Raw genomic sequence first — 17,200 nt, forward strand, 5'->3', positions numbered from 1 at the left:
TATTATAATTAACATAGAACTTTACATATATTACTAAGAAAGCGGTGATAAGATGAATAAAGGTTATAAAAAAATTATATTAATGGTATGTATTGTGTTAATGGTTGGTTTAGTTGGTTATAAATTATTTAATGATAGAAAAGTTAAAAATCAAAATCAATTAACCAGTGATCAAAATACTAGTGCAAATAAAAAAAGTGATCAAGAAGAAAAAAATAAAGAACAAGCTAATTCCAATAAAGATAAAAACACTAAAGTAAAAAAAGAAAGAGAGTTTAAAGAAGGGAAACTTAAGTACAATGATAGCTTAGTTCCAGTACTAATGTATCATTCTATAGATTATGAAAAGGGAAACGAGCTAAGGGTTCCAAAAGAAAAATTTAAGGAGCAGATGAAATATTTGAAGGATAATGGTTATACAACTTTAACCTTTGATGAATTATACAGCTTTTTAGTTAACAACAAGCCTATTCCTGAAAAGTCTGTAGTCATAACTTTTGATGATGGATACGAAGATAACTATTCGAATGCTTATCCAATTTTGAAGGAGTTTGGTTTTAATGCAACTATATTTATAATAACTAATGCTATAGATAATGAGAAAGCCTTTCTAACTTCTGCTCAATTAAAAGAAATGGAGCAAAATGGAATAGATATAGAGAGTCATACATTAGCACATGATGAATTGAATAAGTTACCATATGATAAACAGGTAGAAACCCTTAAGGGAGCTAGAGAATTTATCGAAAAGAAATTAGATAAAAAGGTAAAATACATAGCATATCCTTTTGGTAAGTGGAATAATGATACCATAAAAGCATTAAAAGAAACTGGATATACTATGGCATTTACTACAGTAGGAGGATGGTCAAATAAGAGTCAGGGAATATACACGTTGCATAGGGTATATGTAAGTGCAAACTATGACATGAATGAATTTGAAAGACGTCTAACAAATTCTAAATATAATGTTAGTCATAATAAATCAAATAATAATTAAAGGGAAAAACATTAAGAGGCTTTTTATAATGAAGCCTCTTCTGTTTTTACAGATTGAGAAGTTAGTTTATTTATGACACTAAGCTCTTCTTCCGTTAGATATCGCCACTTACCTATAGGAAGATCCTTCAGTTTTACATTCATTATTCTAATTCTTTTTAATTTGAGAACAGTATAGCCAAAAGCTTCGCACATTCTCCTGATTTGTCTATTTAAACCCTGGGTTAAAATTATTCTAAATACATGAGAGCTTTCCTTGGTTACTTTGCAAGGATTAGTGATTGTGTTTAATATCTTCACTCCAGAGGACATTCCTTTTAGAAATTCATTATTTATAGGTTTATCAACAGTAACTATATATTCTTTTTCATGATTATTACCAGCTCTTAATATTTTATTTACTATATCTCCATCATTAGTCAGAAAAATTAATCCTTCTGAGTCTTTATCTAAGCGGCCGATTGGAAATATTCGTTTAGGATAATTTATAAAGTCTACTATATTGCCTTTTATTTTACTTTCTGTTGTACAAGTTATACCTACTGGTTTATTAAGAGCAATATATATACGTTTATCTTTTTTATTTAACAGTTTTCCATCGATTCGTATTTCATCCTGAGAAGTTACCTTATCACCTATACCAGCTAAATTTCCGTTTATAGTAACCCTTTTCTTTTCTATAAGTTTATCAGCTTCTCTTCTAGAACATATTCCTTTCTCGCTTATAAACTTGTTTATTCTCATAGAGACACTAAGTTCTTCATGTTTAATTATATTTTTGTCCAATTAAATAAAATCTCCCTTCTGTTTTTAATTATTTCTACGATAAATAAATGTGGTTAATATTTCTAGTTGATTTTACTTTATCTATATTATATCTAAATTTCAATATGTTATCTATAAATTGAAAAGTTCAATGGACTCAGTTTAAAATTCCAAGGTTTTATTAAATAACATATTTTGGTATAATAAGTTAGTATAAAATAATATTGGAAAAAAGCTTAAAATTTCTTATAATAGTATAGTAAGGATATATAATTGGGGGGGAGATAAATTTGAATAAAAATATGAGGGCATTTATTTTTACACTGGCTCTTACTTTAGGAATTACTCAGTTTAAAGCATTAGCAGCAGAATCTTTTGTGGACAACACTGCTAAGACTAATATTGCTGTAAATAAAGAGTGGGTTGTAAAATTTAATAATCCTTTGAAGCCAGACACAGTTAATAATAAAAACATTATAGTTACAGATGAGAATGATAAATCAGTTCCTGTATATATAACTCCGGGAAGTAGTCCAGACCTGGTGGTTGTAAGTCCTATAATTTCAGGTTATGATCCAGATAAAAAGTATAATTTAGTAGTTAGTACTGAGGTTCAATCTACTGCGGGAAAGAAATTAAAAAGTCCTGTAAAGTTACAATTTACTACAGCTAATAAGTATATAGATTGTACAAGCTATGAAAACTTACCGCAAGTAACATCAGTAAAATTTGAATATACTCCACTTTTACCAAATCAAAAACAGGGATTTTTTATAACTGCTAAAAATTCAGATCAAGCTCAATATAGAATTTTTGTACATAGTTATGCAGATGATAAGGAAGTTTATAGTGAATTAACTAACGGTTATACTGCGTTGACAGATGGTAAAATAACAGCATTAAAATCTCTTAAAGCTAATAGCGATGGTCAAAAATATAAGGTCGTTATATACGCTAAGAGACAAAATGTACAAGGTGCTCATAAGGATGCAAATACCGATTATGATAATTATTACGTAGATTACTTTAGATGTGTTGATAGTGTAAACACTGAAAATGTATCATATACTAAATATGATGTTAGTATTAATCAAATGGTTGATATTCAAGCAAATTCAACCAGCAAGGCGGTATTTGTTGAAACGAATAAATTTAACAATGAAGCAAGCAAAAATCAAATTAAATATTATGTAAATCCAAACAACTTTTTAGATGATTACGGCAAATATCAATTTTTGAAATTAAGTTATACTGAGGGTATTACTGCGGATGGTTTAAATAATATTTTAAAAGGAAAAGGGATATTAGAAGGAAAAGGACAAGTATTTTTAGATGCAGCTAAAAGTAATAATATAAATGTTGCTTACTTAGTCTCACATGCTTTGCTTGAGAGCGGAAATGGGACATCGGTTTTAGCTAACGGTGGAGCTAAAGACAGCGATGGTAAATATATTTATGGTGTTCCTGTATATAATTTTTTTGGAATAGGTGCTATTGATGCAGACCCTATTGGTGGTGGAACTAAAACAGCTTATGATAATAAGTGGCTTACTCCAGAGGATGGAATTAAAGGTGGAGCAAGTTGGATAGCTTCCAGATATATAAATAATCCTAATGTTAAACAAGATACTATATATAAAATGAGATGGAATCCAGAAAAACCGGGAGAACATCAATATGCCACAGATATATCTTGGGCATTTAAACAAGTGCCTAAAACTATAGAAAGTATAAAACTTGTTTATGATCAGGTACAGAATGCCGTATTAAATTTTGATATACCCCAGTTTAAGTGATATAAATAATAAAAGGTTAAATTTCTTCGGAAATTTAACCTTTTATTATTTATAATCCTAATCAAGGATTCCTTCGTCTTTTAATATCTGCTCAAGTTCTTGAATTTTAGTTGTAAGAAAAACAAACTTTTCTTTTATGTCGTCTTTAGAAAGATCTTCTTTAACAAGAGTTTTTTCCATAGACTCAATAGTTACTAAGGCTTCGTCAATATCTTTTTGAGCTAACTTTAAGTTATTTTCTTTCATTCTGATTCTCCTTTAGTTCAGTATATTTTTAGCTTTTTTTAAGCTATCCTCATCCACAAAAGGTGCACAAAATTCAAAGGTTTTTTCATAGCCACAATTTGAACATATACAATCGCAGACATCATAAGGAACGCCATCTACTATATCTATTTTTAAATCTTCAGCTACATATTCACCACCACATATTTCGCATGGGGTATCATTTATAACTGAGAATTCACTTTCTATATACTTCATAATATCTCTGATGGTCATATAAAACCTCCAATAAAAAAATAATATACAAATTAAATGGTAGCACTGTTGAGGTGTATTTTCAACATAAAAAATTCATATTAGTTAAAATCCCTTAAATTTTGTATGTAATACTACTCGGTATTGTTCATATACATTAACTAACGGAAAAATTTATAAGGAGAGAAACTAAGTGATTAATGTTGTATGGTTTTTCATTTTGGCCTTTGGTATATTATTTGGGATTTTTACTGGTAGAGGTGCTGAGATATCAAAAGCTATAGTCGCCTCAACAGATTCAACAGTTAAGCTTGTTATAGGATTGGCAGGTATTATGTGTTTATGGTGTGGAATTATGAAGATTGCAGAAAAGAGTGGGCTTACTGATAAGCTTGCTAAAGTTCTTAGACCAATATTAAAAATATTGTTCAAAAGTGCAGCTAAAGATGAAAAAGCTATGGGTGCAATAGTAATGAATTTAACAGCTAATATGATGGGACTTTCTAATGCAGCTACCCCCTTTGGAATAAAGGCTATGCAAGAGTTAAAGAGACTTAGCAATAATAATGACAAAGCTAGTGATGATATGGCGTTATTTTTAGTTTTAAACGCTGCCAGTATACAGTTATTTCCTACTACAGTCATATCTATACGAGCAGCTGTAGGTTCTAAAAATCCAGCAGAGACTGTAATTCCAGCTATAATTACAACTGGAATAGTAGCTGTATGTGCAGTTATATTATGCAAAATATTAGAAAAACATTTTTAACTTTGAAGGACAATTTGGACAAGCCGTATTGTATTGCTTATTAATGTGCTATAAGGGGAGAAGTTTATGGATTATATAATAAAAGCAATAATTCCTATTATAGTAGTTTCGATTACTACATATGGAATGATAAAAAAGGTGAAAGTATATGAATGCTTTGTAGAAGGGGCAAAAGAAGGACTTGCAATAAGTGTTAGAATTTTCCCGTACTTATTAGCTATGCTTGTAGCAGTGGGAGTCTTTAGAGAATCGAAAGCTTTAGATTATTTTATCTATATAGTTAAGCCTGTCGTTAAGTTTATAGGATTACCTCCAGAAGTAGTACCTCTTGTATTAATTAAGCCTTTATCGGGCAGTGGTGCGATGGGAATATTTGCTGAAATACTAAATAATTTTGGAGCAGATAGTTATATAGGAAGAGTAGCATCAATAATTATAGGATCAACGGAAACGATATTTTATACACTTACAGTATATTTTGGTGCCGTTGGAATTAAAAAAATAAGACATACACTCTGGGTAGCAGTTATGGCAGACATGATATGTGTAATATTGGCTGTGACACTCGCAAGATTGATGTTTTAATTTTATGATAATATTATATAAGTAAGTGGTGTTGGGGTGAGCGAATTGTTGACATGGAAAGAGTTATATGAAGAATGTCTAAATTGTCACAAATGTAGCTTAGGAAATAATAGAACTAATATGGTTTTTTAGAGATGGAAATCCTAGAGCAACAATTATGTTCATAGATGAAGCCCAAGGAGAAGATGAGGATGCTCAAGGATTACCTTTTGTGGGCAAAGCGGGACAGCTGTTAGATAAGACTTTAATATTAGAGTCTTTATTGGAATAAAAAATATAATTTTGGGTATTATTATTTTAGAACAAAAAATTTTAATAAACATATTGACACTATGAAATATATGACATATCATAATGTTAAAATGCTATGAAGGAAAGAGTAGTAAATGAAGGTGTCTTAAAGAGAGTCGGGTTAGGTGAAAGCCGATGACAGTGTAGTTTATGAACATGGCTCCTGAGCATGTTATCTGAAAAATAGTAAGGTAATACGGAAGCAGCCGTTATACTGCAAGGTAATAAAAAGCTTTAGAATTTTAAAGTAAAGTTTGAGTTACTTACTGAGGTCTTTACTGAGAAGTAAAGATGAAATAGAGTGGTAAAGCGTAATCACGCCTCTATATGAAGAACTTCTTCATATAGAGGCTTTTTTAATATGAAAGATATAAAGGGAGGAAAAACAAATGGATAAAAAAACATATTATATTACTACACCTATATATTATCCGTCAGCAAAGCTGCATATAGGTAATACTTATACTACTGTGGCAGCAGATGCACTAGCAAGATTTAAAAGACTTACAGGATATGATGTAATGTTTTTAACTGGAACAGATGAACATGGGCAGAAAATTCAAAGATTAGCAGAAGCTAAAGGAATTACGCCAATAGCTTATGTAGATGAAATTGTAGCGGGCATTAAAGACTTATGGAAAATGATGAATGTAAGCTATGATAAGTTTATAAGAACTACAGATGATTATCATATAAAAGCAGTTCAAGATATATTTAAAAGATTATATGATCAAGGAGATATATATAAGGATTCTTACGAGGGATGGTATTGTACACCTTGCGAATCCTTCTGGACAGAAACTCAATTGGTAAATGGTAATTGTCCTGATTGTGGAAGACCTGTTGAAAAGGCAAAGGAAGAAGCTTATTTCTTTAAAATGTCTAAATATGCAGATAGACTTATTGAATATATAGAAAATCATCCTGAGTTTATTCAACCAGAATCAAGAAAAAATGAAATGTTAAATAATTTTTTAAAACCAGGACTTCAAGATCTTTGTGTTTCAAGGACTTCATTTGATTGGGGAATACCTGTAACATTTGATGAAAAGCATGTTATATATGTTTGGATAGATGCATTAGCAAATTATATAACAGCGTTAGGATATGGAAATGAAAATAACGACCTATATAATAAATACTGGCCAGCAGATGTACATTTAGTTGGTAAAGATATATTGAGATTCCATACAATTTACTGGCCAATAATGTTGATGGCTCTTGACATTCCTCTTCCAAAGCAAGTATTTGGTCATGGATGGCTTTTAGTTGACGGGGGGAAAATGTCAAAATCAAAGGGAAATGTTGTAGATCCTGTAGTTTTAGTAAATCATTTTGGAGCAGATGCTGTAAGATATTATCTTTTAAGAGAAATACCTTTTGGAGCAGATGGATTATTTAATAATGAAATATTCATAAAGAAAATAAACTCTGATTTGGCAAACGATTTAGGTAACTTATTATCAAGAACATGTGCAATGATAGAAAAATATTTTGATGGAACAATCCCAGCTCCGACAGCAAAAGAATCAATAGATGATGAACTTATCAATCTTGCATTAAAAACACCTAAAAAAGTAGAAGAAAGTATAGATAATTTGAGAATTCCAGAGGCACTAGACACTATATGGGAGCTTATAGGAAGAGCTAATAAATATATTGACGAAACAACTCCATGGATACTTGCAAAAGAAGAAAGTAAAAAAGAAAGACTTGGAACTGTACTGTATAATTTAGCAGAAGCGATAAGATTTGCATCAGTATGCATATCAGCATTTTTACCAGAAACTAGCGAAAAGATAAATAGACAATTAAATGCAGATGTTACTACTTGGAATAGTCTGGCTTCTTTTGATGGAACACAAGCAGGAAATAAGGTCAACAAAGGAGAGTTATTATTCCCGAGAATAGATGTAGAAGAAAAAATAGCCGAATTAAATAGGCTCAAAGAAGAACAAATGGCAGCAGTTAAAAAAGTTGAAATTCAACCAATTAAGGATGAAATAACTATAGAGGATTTCGAAAAGGTTGATTTAAGAGTAGTAAAGGTTATAGAGTGTGAACCTGTAAAAGGCGCGAAGAAATTGCTTAAACTAAAAGTAGATTTAGGTGGAGAAGAAAGACAGGTAGTTTCTGGAATAGCTAAGTATTACAAACCAGAGGATCTAATTGGAAAATATGTTGTACTTGTAGCAAACTTAAAGCCTGTAACACTCAGAGGAGAATTATCACAGGGAATGATTTTGGCGGCGTCCACAGATGATGATAGTAAATTATTCACGGTGAGTATTCCAGGCGAACTTCCAACAGGAAGCATAGTTAGATAATATTTAATGTGTTTAAAGTCTCATCTTTACTTTATAGTGAGGATGAGACTTTATATTTTTAAAGTTATATAACATACCATAAAAATGTAAATTTTGAATAATAAGTATAAAAGTTGTAAAAAATAAGTTTGTGGTATAAAATACTTATAAAATGGGTTCAATATATAAAGTTTAATATTACCTATTTTTTACTTTTTTATCAATGGACAAGTGCTATATTAAAATGAAAAATATTAGAGAATATTAAAGCTTTATAAAGAAATTAGCTAAATAAATAAAAAAAATAAAGTTGACTATATACCTGATTGTAATAAAATGGTAATATATTCAACAATTACTAAATGTGTTGAATGGAGAATTGCAATGGAAGAAATAACAATAATAGATAAGAAAATAAATATATTTGATGCACATTCTCATTATGATGATGAGCAATTTGATGAAGATAGGGAGTTGATTATTGAGGAACTAAGAAAAAATAATGTAATTGGAGTACTAAATTGTGGTGCATCCTTAAAAGGTAGTGTAGATTCAGTTTCCCTTGCTGATAAATATGATTTTTTTTATGCAGCAGTAGGGATACACCCAGAATATGCAGATAAATTAGACGAAGCCGTTATAGATGAACTTAAAAAGTTAGCGAAAAATGATAAGGTTAAGGCTATAGGTGAAATAGGACTTGATTATTATTACGATGAAAATCCAGAAAGAGAGATACAAAAAAAGGTATTTATAAGGCAAATGGAGCTTGCAAAAGAACTTAATCTACCTGTAATTATACATGACAGAGATGCACACGAAGATACATTAAATATAATAAAACAGTTTCCGGAGGTTACAGGGGAAATACATTGCTTTTCAGGAAGCTTAGAGTTTGCAAGAGAATGCTTAAAGTTAGGATATTATATAGGCATTACTGGTGTTGTGACTTTTAAAAATGCTAAAAAGATAATTGAGGTTGTAAAAGAAATACCTTTAGATAAAATTGTAGTAGAAACAGATTGCCCGTATATGGCTCCAGTTCCGTATAGGGGAAAAAGAAATAAATCAGACTATATTAAATTTATAATAGAAAAAATAGCTGAAATTAAGGAAGTAGAGCCTGACGAAGTAAGTGAAGTAACAATTTCCAATATTAAGTACTTGCTAAATATAAAAAAATAGTGTAAAATGGGTATGCGATTTTTAAGCTTTAATTGTGTTTCCATATTTAGGTGATTAAATGCTTTTTTAAGGCATATAATTATAATAAATTTTATAAATTCCACTATAATAAATTTTATAAGTTCCACCTAAAAATAAGCGTAGACTGTTTTGGAAAACAGCAATCATAATTTTTTATATTCTTAAGATTTATGCACAGAGTTGCATTGTAAACAGTCTAAAAAGCATGAACGATATTTAGAAAAATAAAGTATGTATTTGTGGCAGTATTGTCGTTCTTGCCTGAAGGAGGTATTGTAATGGTGGAAAAGTTAAAAGATTACTTTAAAAAACATTTGTCAAGTGGTCCTAAGGCTATTTCAGCAGTAATGCTAGTTTTAGCTATTTTAACAGTAGTGATTTGCAGCATGAGAAAAACAATTATAGTTTCAATAGACGGAAAAGAACAGAAAATTACTACGTTGAGTAGTACTTATAAGAGTGCATTAAGTAACAACAACATAACTGTAGGACCGAAGGACAAGGCAATCCCAAGTTTAGACAGTAAAGTTGAAAGAGGCGCTAACATTTCCATTAAGAGAGCATTAAATGTTCATGTGGATGTTGATGGAAAACAATTAACTATACAATCTGCAGAAGATAGTGTTGAAAAAATGCTAGAAAAAGAGGGTATAGGACTTAAAGAGTTTGACAAGGTAACTCCATCAAAGGATGTAGCGCTTAAGGACGAATTAAAAGTAGCAGTAGTAAGAGTTGAGACAAAAGAAATAAAAGAAACTAAACCAATAGATTATGCAACAGTTGTTAAAAAAGACGATGATATGGAACAGGGGACTAAAAAGACTATACAAGAAGGACAACCAGGAGAGAAAGAAACTGTTTCAAAAGTGGTCTATGAAAATGGTAAAGAAATTTCAAGAAAATTAGTAAGTGAAACTGTAAAAAAGAACCCTGTTGAAAAAATAGTAGCTATGGGCACAGTAGGTGTGTACACTCCTTCACGTGGAGGAAAGGTTGCTTATAAAGACTCCATTAGAATGAGAGCTACAGCTTATACTTCAGATTATGAAAGTACAGGTAAAGGACCTGGTGATGCAGGATTTGGAATTACAGCAACTGGAACTGTAGCTAAAAGAAATAGCAATAGTTATAGTTCAGTGGCAGTTGACCCGAGGGTTATCCCACTTGGCACTAAACTCTACATTGAAGGATATGGATACGCAGTTGCAGAAGATACTGGCGGTGCTATAAAGGGTAATCGCATAGATGTATATTTTAATTCAAGTTCAGAAGCAGACAACTGGGGTGTAAAATGGGTCAACGTTTATGTGGTAAAATAGGAGCATATGCTCCTATTTTTTTCTGTAAATTGTTTAGGCATCTTCAAAAAATAACTAGTCAGTAGATTAGTCTATTTGACTTATTATTTTTTCAGATGTCTTATTAAAGTTATGTTATTATGATATTATGAGAATAATTATATTATAAGTGTTTTATTTTTTTATGGAGGTTAAAGTCCTAAATGGACTTTAACGGGTAATTTTGCTAGGTAAAAGTTCTAAATGAACTTTCACGGGTAACTTGTAAGCGGAAGCGAAAATCTTAAGTTACCCGGTACCCGAAGGGAAACAAGCAAAACTACCCAGTGTTCCGACTAAAAGGAGGAAAACTATGATTAAAGAAGTCATTGTAGTTGAAGGAAGAGATGATATTACTGCAGTTAAAAAAGCTGTAGATGCCGAAGTTATAGCTGTTGGTGGATTCGGAATAAACAAAAAAGTGATTGATAGAATAAAAGAAGCTCAAAAAAGGCAGGGAGTAATAATTCTTACTGATCCCGATTTTGCGGGGGAAAAAATAAGAAGAATAATATCTAAGAGAGTACAAGGAATTAAACATGCATATATCTCCCAGAAAGATGGTATAAAAGATGGAGACATTGGTGTAGAGAATGCAGAACCAGATACCATAATTAGAGCATTAGAGTGTGCTAAGTGTGAGAATAAGGAGAAAAGAGAGGAATTTAATGTTGAAGATATGATTTTCTTTGGTCTTACAGGGAACAATAATTCAAAGAAAAGAAGAGATATCCTAGGAAAAGAATTGGGTATAGGATATTGTAATACTGCTCAATTTTTAATGCGTCTTAATAATTATGGAATTACTAGAGAAGAGTTTATAGAAGCTGTAAATAAAATAGATAAGGAGAAATAGTATGGAGAACTTATCCACTAAAGATATAGTAAAAAAATATGAATTTAAATTTTCAAAAAGTCTAGGACAAAATTTTTTAATAGATAATTCTGTTCTAGAAGATATAGTATGCGGTGCTGAGGTTAATAAAGATGATTTGGTAATAGAAATTGGACCAGGAGTTGGTACTTTAACTAAAGAGCTATTAACAAAAGCTAAAAAGGTGTGTGCAATAGAATTAGATTCAGACTTGATACCTATTTTAAATGAGGAGCTTAAAGAATTTGATAACTTTCAACTTATACATAAAGATGCACTAAAAGTAGATTTTAATGAAATTATAGGTGAAGAAAATAGCGTTAAGGTTGTAGCTAATTTACCTTATTATGTAACTACACCTATAATTTCAAGACTTTTAAATGAACATTATAAATTTAAGTCATTAACTATAATGATACAAAAAGAAGTTGGAGAGCGAATTGCAGCAAAGCCTAATACAAAAGAATATGGAGCGCTTTCAATTCTCGTACAATACTATTGTGATATAGATATAGTTAGAAGAGTAAGTCCAGCTTCATTTATACCTAGGCCAAAAGTAGATTCTATAGTTTTAAGGCTAAATAAGCTAGATTCTCCTAGAGCGGAAGTTAAAGATAGGGATTTATTTTTTAAGGTTGTAAGACATTGCTTCAATATGAGAAGAAAAACCATGTGGAATGCTTTAAAAGGTTTAAAGTTATCTAGTGAAACAATGGAAACAGCTTTTAATAACGCAAATATAGATCCAAAGAGAAGAGGAGAAACATTATCTATAGGTGAATTTGGTAAATTAGCAGATTCTATACATGATTTATTATAATCTTTTTTACAACTTTTGTACTATTTGTTCACTTTTTGCATGTTACTTCATATATTATAATGAATAAAATATATGGAGGTACACGGAGTTGGTACAAAAAAAGAGCTATAGTAGGTATTTCATAATATTACAGGAAGATGAAAAAGGATACTCTATATCATCTGATAAAGTAGTTTCAGGATATGCCAAGTTAGAAGTAAAAAACGAAAAGTGTAAAATATCTTATTATGTGCAAAACCTCAAAAAAGAACTAGCGCCTTATTATATGATGTTAATATGTAATAAAAAAGAAGTAAAAAAAATAATTAAAATTGGAGAAATGAACATAGATGACTACGGCAGAGCAGATATTTGTTACGATTATCCTATGGATAATGTAGCTGGTAGTGGCATATCCGTTGACAAGATTTCAGGAGCAGCTATAGTTAAATTATTAGATAATAATATATTAGGTGTTATGAGTGGATTTTCAAGTACTGAAATACCGGATTGGAAATCATTTGCTGTGATTGAAGATAAGGCTAGAGAGTCCAAAGAAGAGGTAATGGAAGAGCCGAAAAGTATATTCGATAAGTATGAGGAGAGTATAGAGGCAGCAAAATTAAGTGAGAATAAAGAAAGCATTATTGAAAATAATGGAACTACAAGACAGGATGAAAGTGGAGAAGTTGAGAGCGTAGTATTAGAAGAGTATGCTGAGCAGCCTAGAGAAAATAAAAACGATCAAGTTGAGGAGCTTACTCGTGAAGAAGAAAAACAACAAGATGTTGAAGTTGAGGAGCTTACTCGTGAAGAAGAAAAACAACAAGATATTGAAGTTGAGGAGCTTACTCGTGAAGAGGAAAGACAACAAGATGTTGAAGTTGAGGAGCTTACTCGTGAAGAAGAAAGACAACAAGATGTTAAAGTTGAGGAGCTCACTCGTGAAGAGGAAAGACAACAAGATGTTGAAGTTGGGGAGTTTACTCGTGAAGAAGAGAACATAAAATTGGAAAATGAAGATGTACAAGTAGCAAATAGAGAAGATTCAAGTGAAGAACTTTTAAGAGAAAGTAAAGATGAACCTGATGATTACCCAAGAGGATCAACAGGAGACTTTTTTAGAAACTTAACTGATGGATTTGAAGAAATTACAGATATGGCTTCAGATATAAAAAGAGCTAAGTGGTTTAGAGTTTCAGTAGGTCAAGTGGAAGATATGTATGATGCATCAAATTATAACAGATATACTATATTATATTATCCTATGATAAGTTACTATCCTTATTTTAAGAAGCATGGACACTATGTAGTAGGTTATAAGTATGATAAGCAAGGAAAAGTAAAATATTTGGTTTATGGAATACCAGGAACAAGGGGTAAAGAGCATCAACCTTATGGTGGTAAGACTGGATTTGTTACTTGGGTACCTGCAAAGTCAGCATATGGTGATCGTAGCGGCTTTGGGTACTGGCTTATGTTTTATGATTTTAGAACCTCAACTATCGTTGTACCAGTAAAAAAGTAGAACATGATTTATTATTATAGCACCAAAAATATCTAATATTTTTGGTGCTGTTTTCATATAATTAACTAAATCAAGTTGATAATTTAAGACTATAGGAGGTGAAAATGAAACTTATATTTTATTTAAGGTGGTACTCATATGAAACTTATAATAATAAATAGAAAAAGATTAGGGGTTACAGTAATAATAATAGGTCTTATGTTTGTATTATTAGGACTTGAAAAAAAATTTGATGCAGGACTTAAGTTTACTGCTCTTATACAAAACAATATAAGTTCCCTGCAAAAATATGAAGCTTTAGATAAGAAGTTGAGCTATAAACTTCCATCCGAATGGGCTACAGAACAAAGAAACTTTTCAGGAGGAGAAATAATATATCATAATGATTTTATAGCAAAGGATTCTAAAATTCATGGTTTTGTAGAGGCTTGGAATCTAAATAAGGATTTAAGAACATTTTTAGAAGAGAGTAAAAAAATATCTAGTGAGCAAAATTTGTATAAGGATTATAGTATCAATCCTATAATTATAAATAATAGAGATGGTTATTTGGTCTCTTATACTATAGTTACTCCCTCAAATGAAAGTGTTAAAGGATATGAATATTTTTTGAGAAATAAGGATAAATTTTTTAGGTTTTCCTTTTTTGTAAGAGAAAATAATTTTAAGGAGAACATGCCAACTATTTTTAAAACTATAGTTCAAACATTAAATTATAAAGAATAATAAGTAAGAAAAAACTCTCTTGTGACATATATTACAAGAGAGTTTTTTTATATTAAATATGTTATAATGTATGAAGCAGCTTCAAAAAAATAACTAGCCAGTATGCTAGTCTATTTTCTTCTAGGTGCCTAAAGTAAAACTTTAAGTAAGTATTGAAGTTTAGGAGGTAATATTAGTTGACAAAAAGAATTAATAAATCATTAAATATAAAAAGATTCTTCTTAATTATTTTTATGATAATTTGTGTGTTCTCTACTGGTTGCTCGAGGTTAGATAATATAAAAATTAAGTCTGGCCTTAAAAATACTGATTTCGAATATATAAAGCAGGGGAAAATACAGAAAATTGTAATACAAAGTACTAGAGATCAAGGATTTAGATTTATAGTTACCGACCAAAAGGCAATAGGAGAGCTATATGACATATTATCGACTGCAAAAGCTGCTACACAAAAATCCTCTCTTGAACCAGATTATGTCTTTGAGATGGTGGAAGGAAATAACAAAGTACATAAGTTTAATTATGTAGCAGGACTTGACAAGTCAGATTCCGGAAATCTTTATAGTGATGATAAAACCTATGTTGTTTCTAAAAGAATTGACAATGATATAATAAAAAGTTTTTGGACAATAAGGAAGCCAAAGGACTTTAAAGAAGTGTATTATGGTTCAATAATAGATACCTTAAGTGAATATTTAAAAGATAAGGACAAAAATAAGAGTGTAGGAGTAAGTCTAAAAGATGATGTGGATGCAGCAAAGTTTATATTGTCTACTGACTTGGAAGACTTCAAAGGAGAATTAAAAGATAAGTTTAATAATGCAAGTGTTGCAGATAAGGGTAAAGAAAATTATGATATTTGGGTAACAGTAAAGACTCAAGGATATAAATCAACCTTATATAAAGCGACAGTGGTTTTTTGGGATAAAGCTGAAAAAAGCGAAAAGAAGTACTATATTTATGACAAATATGAAAATAGTAGGTGGAATGTAAAAATATCATCAGAAAAACCTTCTGAATTCTAGAAGTACTATGGAATTTATTCTATAGTACTTTTTTATTTAAATGGAAAAAGTAATAATGAAAGTGGTATAATTGTATTTAAATTGAATAATGTGGAAACATAATTTTTATAAAACACTTTTAGCAAGACGTATAAAGGAGGAATTGAAATGGGAAATTGTAATAGCTGCCCAAGTAAAGGAAATTGTAATAGTGATAGTGGATGCTCAGGACTAATACCTAAGTATGGGAAGATAAAACACATAATTGGTATTATAAGTGGAAAAGGTGGGGTTGGAAAATCCACAGTTACAGGGATATTAGCAGTTCAATTGAGAAAATTAGGATATACAGTAGGCGTATTAGATGGAGATATAACTGGCCCATCAATACCAAGGTTTTTTGGAATAAATGATAAGAGATCAGATATTTCTCAAGTTGGCGATGGTGATGAGGTAAAATTTGCTCCAGTAGAGACTTCTATGGGAATTAGAGTTATGTCTTTAAATCTGTTAACAGAGGAAGAAGAAGCTCCAGTTATATGGAGAGGTCCAGTAATTACTGGAGTTTTAAAACAAATGTACAGTGATACCGAGTGGGGTGAACTGGATTATCTTCTTATAGATATGCCTCCAGGAACCGGTGATATAGCCTTAACTATAATGCAAGAGGTTCCGTTAGAGGGAATGGTGATAGTTTCAACTCCACAAGAGATGGTATCTATGATAGTTAAAAAAGTGGTTATAATGGCGAAAAAAATGAATGTAAATATAATAGGAGTAGTAGAGAATATGTCCTATGTTACATGTGGCAAGTGTGGCGAGAAAATTAGAGTCTTTAGTAAAAAAACAGCAGAAGAACAAGCTGAATATTTAGGATTACCGCTTCTTGCTGAAATGCCAATAAATCTTGATCTTGTAGAAAGTATGGAAAATGGAAATGTTGAGGATTATGTAAGCAAATCTGAAGAATATGAAGTTTTATTGGATAATTTTAAAAGTAAAATAGGTATTTAATTTTACTTAAGCAATCTTTCTGTTTTAGCATAAATAGAAGTATTTTGGAAAAGAATATTAATTGTATAAGTTATAATTAAATAATGTACAGGAGGAATACAAATGAAAGCAGTAGTTGATAAGGATACTTGTATAGGCTGTGGCTTATGTCCATCCATATGTCCTGAAGTTTATCAAATGGATGATGACGGAAAAGCAGTTGCAATATCTGAGGACGTTCCACAAGGAGTTGAAGATAGCGCACAAGAAGGAGCAGATAGCTGTCCAGTTAGTGCTATATCAATAGAATAAAATAAAAAACTAAGAAGGTGTCGGCACCTTCTTAGTTTTTTATTTTGGGCATCTTTACAAAAATAGCCAATCAGTATTCTAAACTACTTTAAGTCATACTGTGTTGATAGAACCCTTAGAAGAAATCTACTAATTTATCATTTGTCATTCTTGTTGGTCTAGGTTCAATATTTATAGTATCTCCCACTTTAGAACCAGGAGGAAGATGAGAAACTCCAATATCCATGGTAGTGCCATCTTGGAAACTTATGAAAGCATCTGTAACGCTCATATCAAGTATTTTGCCAATCATTTAGTATCACCTCTACCATAGTTTGACTATTTTATATACCAATTATTCATTAATATTAAATATCAAGTCATATACTATAATAAAAAATAAAAGAATACGAAGGTAAGTTAAAGTAAACAGTGATAATATACTCTTAAC

Annotated in this window: 18 protein-coding genes, 1 pseudogene and 1 other annotated feature; of the genes and pseudogenes, 15 read left to right on the forward strand and 4 right to left on the reverse strand. The window is 30.7% G+C overall.

Going from position 1 to position 17,200, the window contains the following annotated elements; genetic code table 11:
- Nucleotides 1-52 precede the first annotated feature (52 nt).
- Nucleotides 53-1,000: a polysaccharide deacetylase family protein gene (locus ACZ5N4_RS27200; RefSeq protein WP_464205933.1), complete on the forward strand. Its 948-nt coding sequence runs from the start codon at nucleotides 53-55 to the stop codon at nucleotides 998-1,000.
- 23 nt (nucleotides 1,001-1,023) lie between these two features.
- Here the strand turns inward: ACZ5N4_RS27200 and rluF are convergent, their stop codons facing one another.
- A complete protein-coding gene (gene rluF, locus ACZ5N4_RS27205; protein WP_464211070.1) occupies nucleotides 1,024-1,743 on the reverse strand; it encodes a 23S rRNA pseudouridine(2604) synthase RluF in 720 nt (239 codons plus the stop codon).
- 311 nt (nucleotides 1,744-2,054) lie between these two features.
- Here rluF and ACZ5N4_RS27210 point away from each other — a divergent pair, with 311 nt between their 5' ends.
- On the forward strand, nucleotides 2,055-3,560 hold the full coding sequence (locus ACZ5N4_RS27210) for a glucosaminidase domain-containing protein (RefSeq protein ID WP_464205935.1): 1,506 nt from the start codon (nucleotides 2,055-2,057) through the stop codon (nucleotides 3,558-3,560).
- 57 nt (nucleotides 3,561-3,617) lie between these two features.
- Here the strand turns inward: ACZ5N4_RS27210 and ACZ5N4_RS27215 are convergent, their stop codons facing one another.
- Nucleotides 3,618-3,806 (reverse strand): hypothetical protein, encoded by a 189-nt coding sequence (locus ACZ5N4_RS27215; RefSeq protein ID WP_178908097.1) that lies wholly within the window; start codon nucleotides 3,804-3,806, stop codon nucleotides 3,618-3,620.
- A gap of 12 nt (nucleotides 3,807-3,818) precedes the next feature.
- Complete coding sequence (locus tag ACZ5N4_RS27220) at nucleotides 3,819-4,061, reverse strand: metal-binding protein (protein ID WP_178908098.1); 243 nt, start codon at nucleotides 4,059-4,061, stop codon at nucleotides 3,819-3,821.
- Nucleotides 4,062-4,233: 172 nt separating this feature from the next.
- Here ACZ5N4_RS27220 and ACZ5N4_RS27225 point away from each other — a divergent pair, with 172 nt between their 5' ends.
- The 13 genes and pseudogenes from ACZ5N4_RS27225 to ACZ5N4_RS27285 all read left to right on the forward strand — a co-directional run bounded on the left by ACZ5N4_RS27225 (nucleotide 4,234) and on the right by ACZ5N4_RS27285 (nucleotide 16,770).
- Complete coding sequence (locus ACZ5N4_RS27225) at nucleotides 4,234-4,809, forward strand: nucleoside recognition domain-containing protein (protein ID WP_464205938.1); 576 nt, start codon at nucleotides 4,234-4,236, stop codon at nucleotides 4,807-4,809.
- A 66-nt stretch (nucleotides 4,810-4,875) separates the two neighbouring features.
- A complete protein-coding gene (locus tag ACZ5N4_RS27230) occupies nucleotides 4,876-5,394 on the forward strand; it encodes a spore maturation protein (RefSeq protein ID WP_464205940.1) in 519 nt (172 codons plus the stop codon).
- Between the two features lie 45 nt (nucleotides 5,395-5,439).
- Nucleotides 5,440-5,644 (forward strand): annotated as a pseudogene (locus tag ACZ5N4_RS27235) (uracil-DNA glycosylase family protein); the annotation flags it as partial.
- A 108-nt stretch (nucleotides 5,645-5,752) separates the two neighbouring features.
- Nucleotides 5,753-6,013 (forward strand) — a binding site (T-box leader).
- A 61-nt stretch (nucleotides 6,014-6,074) separates the two neighbouring features.
- Complete coding sequence (gene metG / locus ACZ5N4_RS27240) at nucleotides 6,075-8,012, forward strand: methionine--tRNA ligase (RefSeq protein WP_464205942.1); 1,938 nt, start codon at nucleotides 6,075-6,077, stop codon at nucleotides 8,010-8,012.
- Nucleotides 8,013-8,375: 363 nt separating this feature from the next.
- The gene (locus ACZ5N4_RS27245) at nucleotides 8,376-9,176 is read left to right on the forward strand and encodes a TatD family hydrolase (RefSeq protein WP_464205943.1); all 801 of its coding nucleotides are present in this window, start codon (nucleotides 8,376-8,378) and stop codon (nucleotides 9,174-9,176) included.
- Between the two features lie 299 nt (nucleotides 9,177-9,475).
- Entirely contained in the window at nucleotides 9,476-10,516 is a 1,041-nt protein-coding gene (locus ACZ5N4_RS27250) for a 3D domain-containing protein (RefSeq protein ID WP_464205945.1), read from the forward strand.
- 331 nt (nucleotides 10,517-10,847) lie between these two features.
- Nucleotides 10,848-11,390, forward strand: coding sequence for a ribonuclease M5 (rnmV, locus tag ACZ5N4_RS27255; RefSeq protein WP_464205947.1), 543 nt, complete (start codon nucleotides 10,848-10,850; stop codon nucleotides 11,388-11,390).
- A 1-nt stretch (nucleotide 11,391) separates the two neighbouring features.
- Nucleotides 11,392-12,228, forward strand: a complete 837-nt coding sequence (gene rsmA / locus ACZ5N4_RS27260) for a 16S rRNA (adenine(1518)-N(6)/adenine(1519)-N(6))-dimethyltransferase RsmA (RefSeq protein WP_464205949.1) — start codon at nucleotides 11,392-11,394, stop codon at nucleotides 12,226-12,228.
- An 88-nt stretch (nucleotides 12,229-12,316) separates the two neighbouring features.
- A complete protein-coding gene (locus ACZ5N4_RS27265) occupies nucleotides 12,317-13,735 on the forward strand; it encodes a DUF7922 domain-containing protein (protein ID WP_464205951.1) in 1,419 nt (472 codons plus the stop codon).
- Between the two features lie 138 nt (nucleotides 13,736-13,873).
- Entirely contained in the window at nucleotides 13,874-14,461 is a 588-nt protein-coding gene (locus ACZ5N4_RS27270) for a hypothetical protein (RefSeq protein WP_464205952.1), read from the forward strand.
- A 233-nt stretch (nucleotides 14,462-14,694) separates the two neighbouring features.
- On the forward strand, nucleotides 14,695-15,486 hold the full coding sequence (locus ACZ5N4_RS27275; protein ID WP_464211072.1) for a hypothetical protein: 792 nt from the start codon (nucleotides 14,695-14,697) through the stop codon (nucleotides 15,484-15,486).
- 147 nt (nucleotides 15,487-15,633) lie between these two features.
- Nucleotides 15,634-16,479: an Mrp/NBP35 family ATP-binding protein gene (locus ACZ5N4_RS27280; RefSeq protein ID WP_464205953.1), complete on the forward strand. Its 846-nt coding sequence runs from the start codon at nucleotides 15,634-15,636 to the stop codon at nucleotides 16,477-16,479.
- 102 nt (nucleotides 16,480-16,581) lie between these two features.
- Nucleotides 16,582-16,770, forward strand: a complete 189-nt coding sequence (locus ACZ5N4_RS27285) for a ferredoxin (RefSeq protein ID WP_464205955.1) — start codon at nucleotides 16,582-16,584, stop codon at nucleotides 16,768-16,770.
- A 115-nt stretch (nucleotides 16,771-16,885) separates the two neighbouring features.
- Here the strand turns inward: ACZ5N4_RS27285 and ACZ5N4_RS27290 are convergent, their stop codons facing one another.
- On the reverse strand, nucleotides 16,886-17,062 hold the full coding sequence (locus tag ACZ5N4_RS27290) for a hypothetical protein (RefSeq protein WP_464205957.1): 177 nt from the start codon (nucleotides 17,060-17,062) through the stop codon (nucleotides 16,886-16,888).
- Between the last annotated feature and the right edge of the window lie 138 nt (nucleotides 17,063-17,200).

The organism is Clostridium nitrophenolicum (assembly GCF_055391695.1).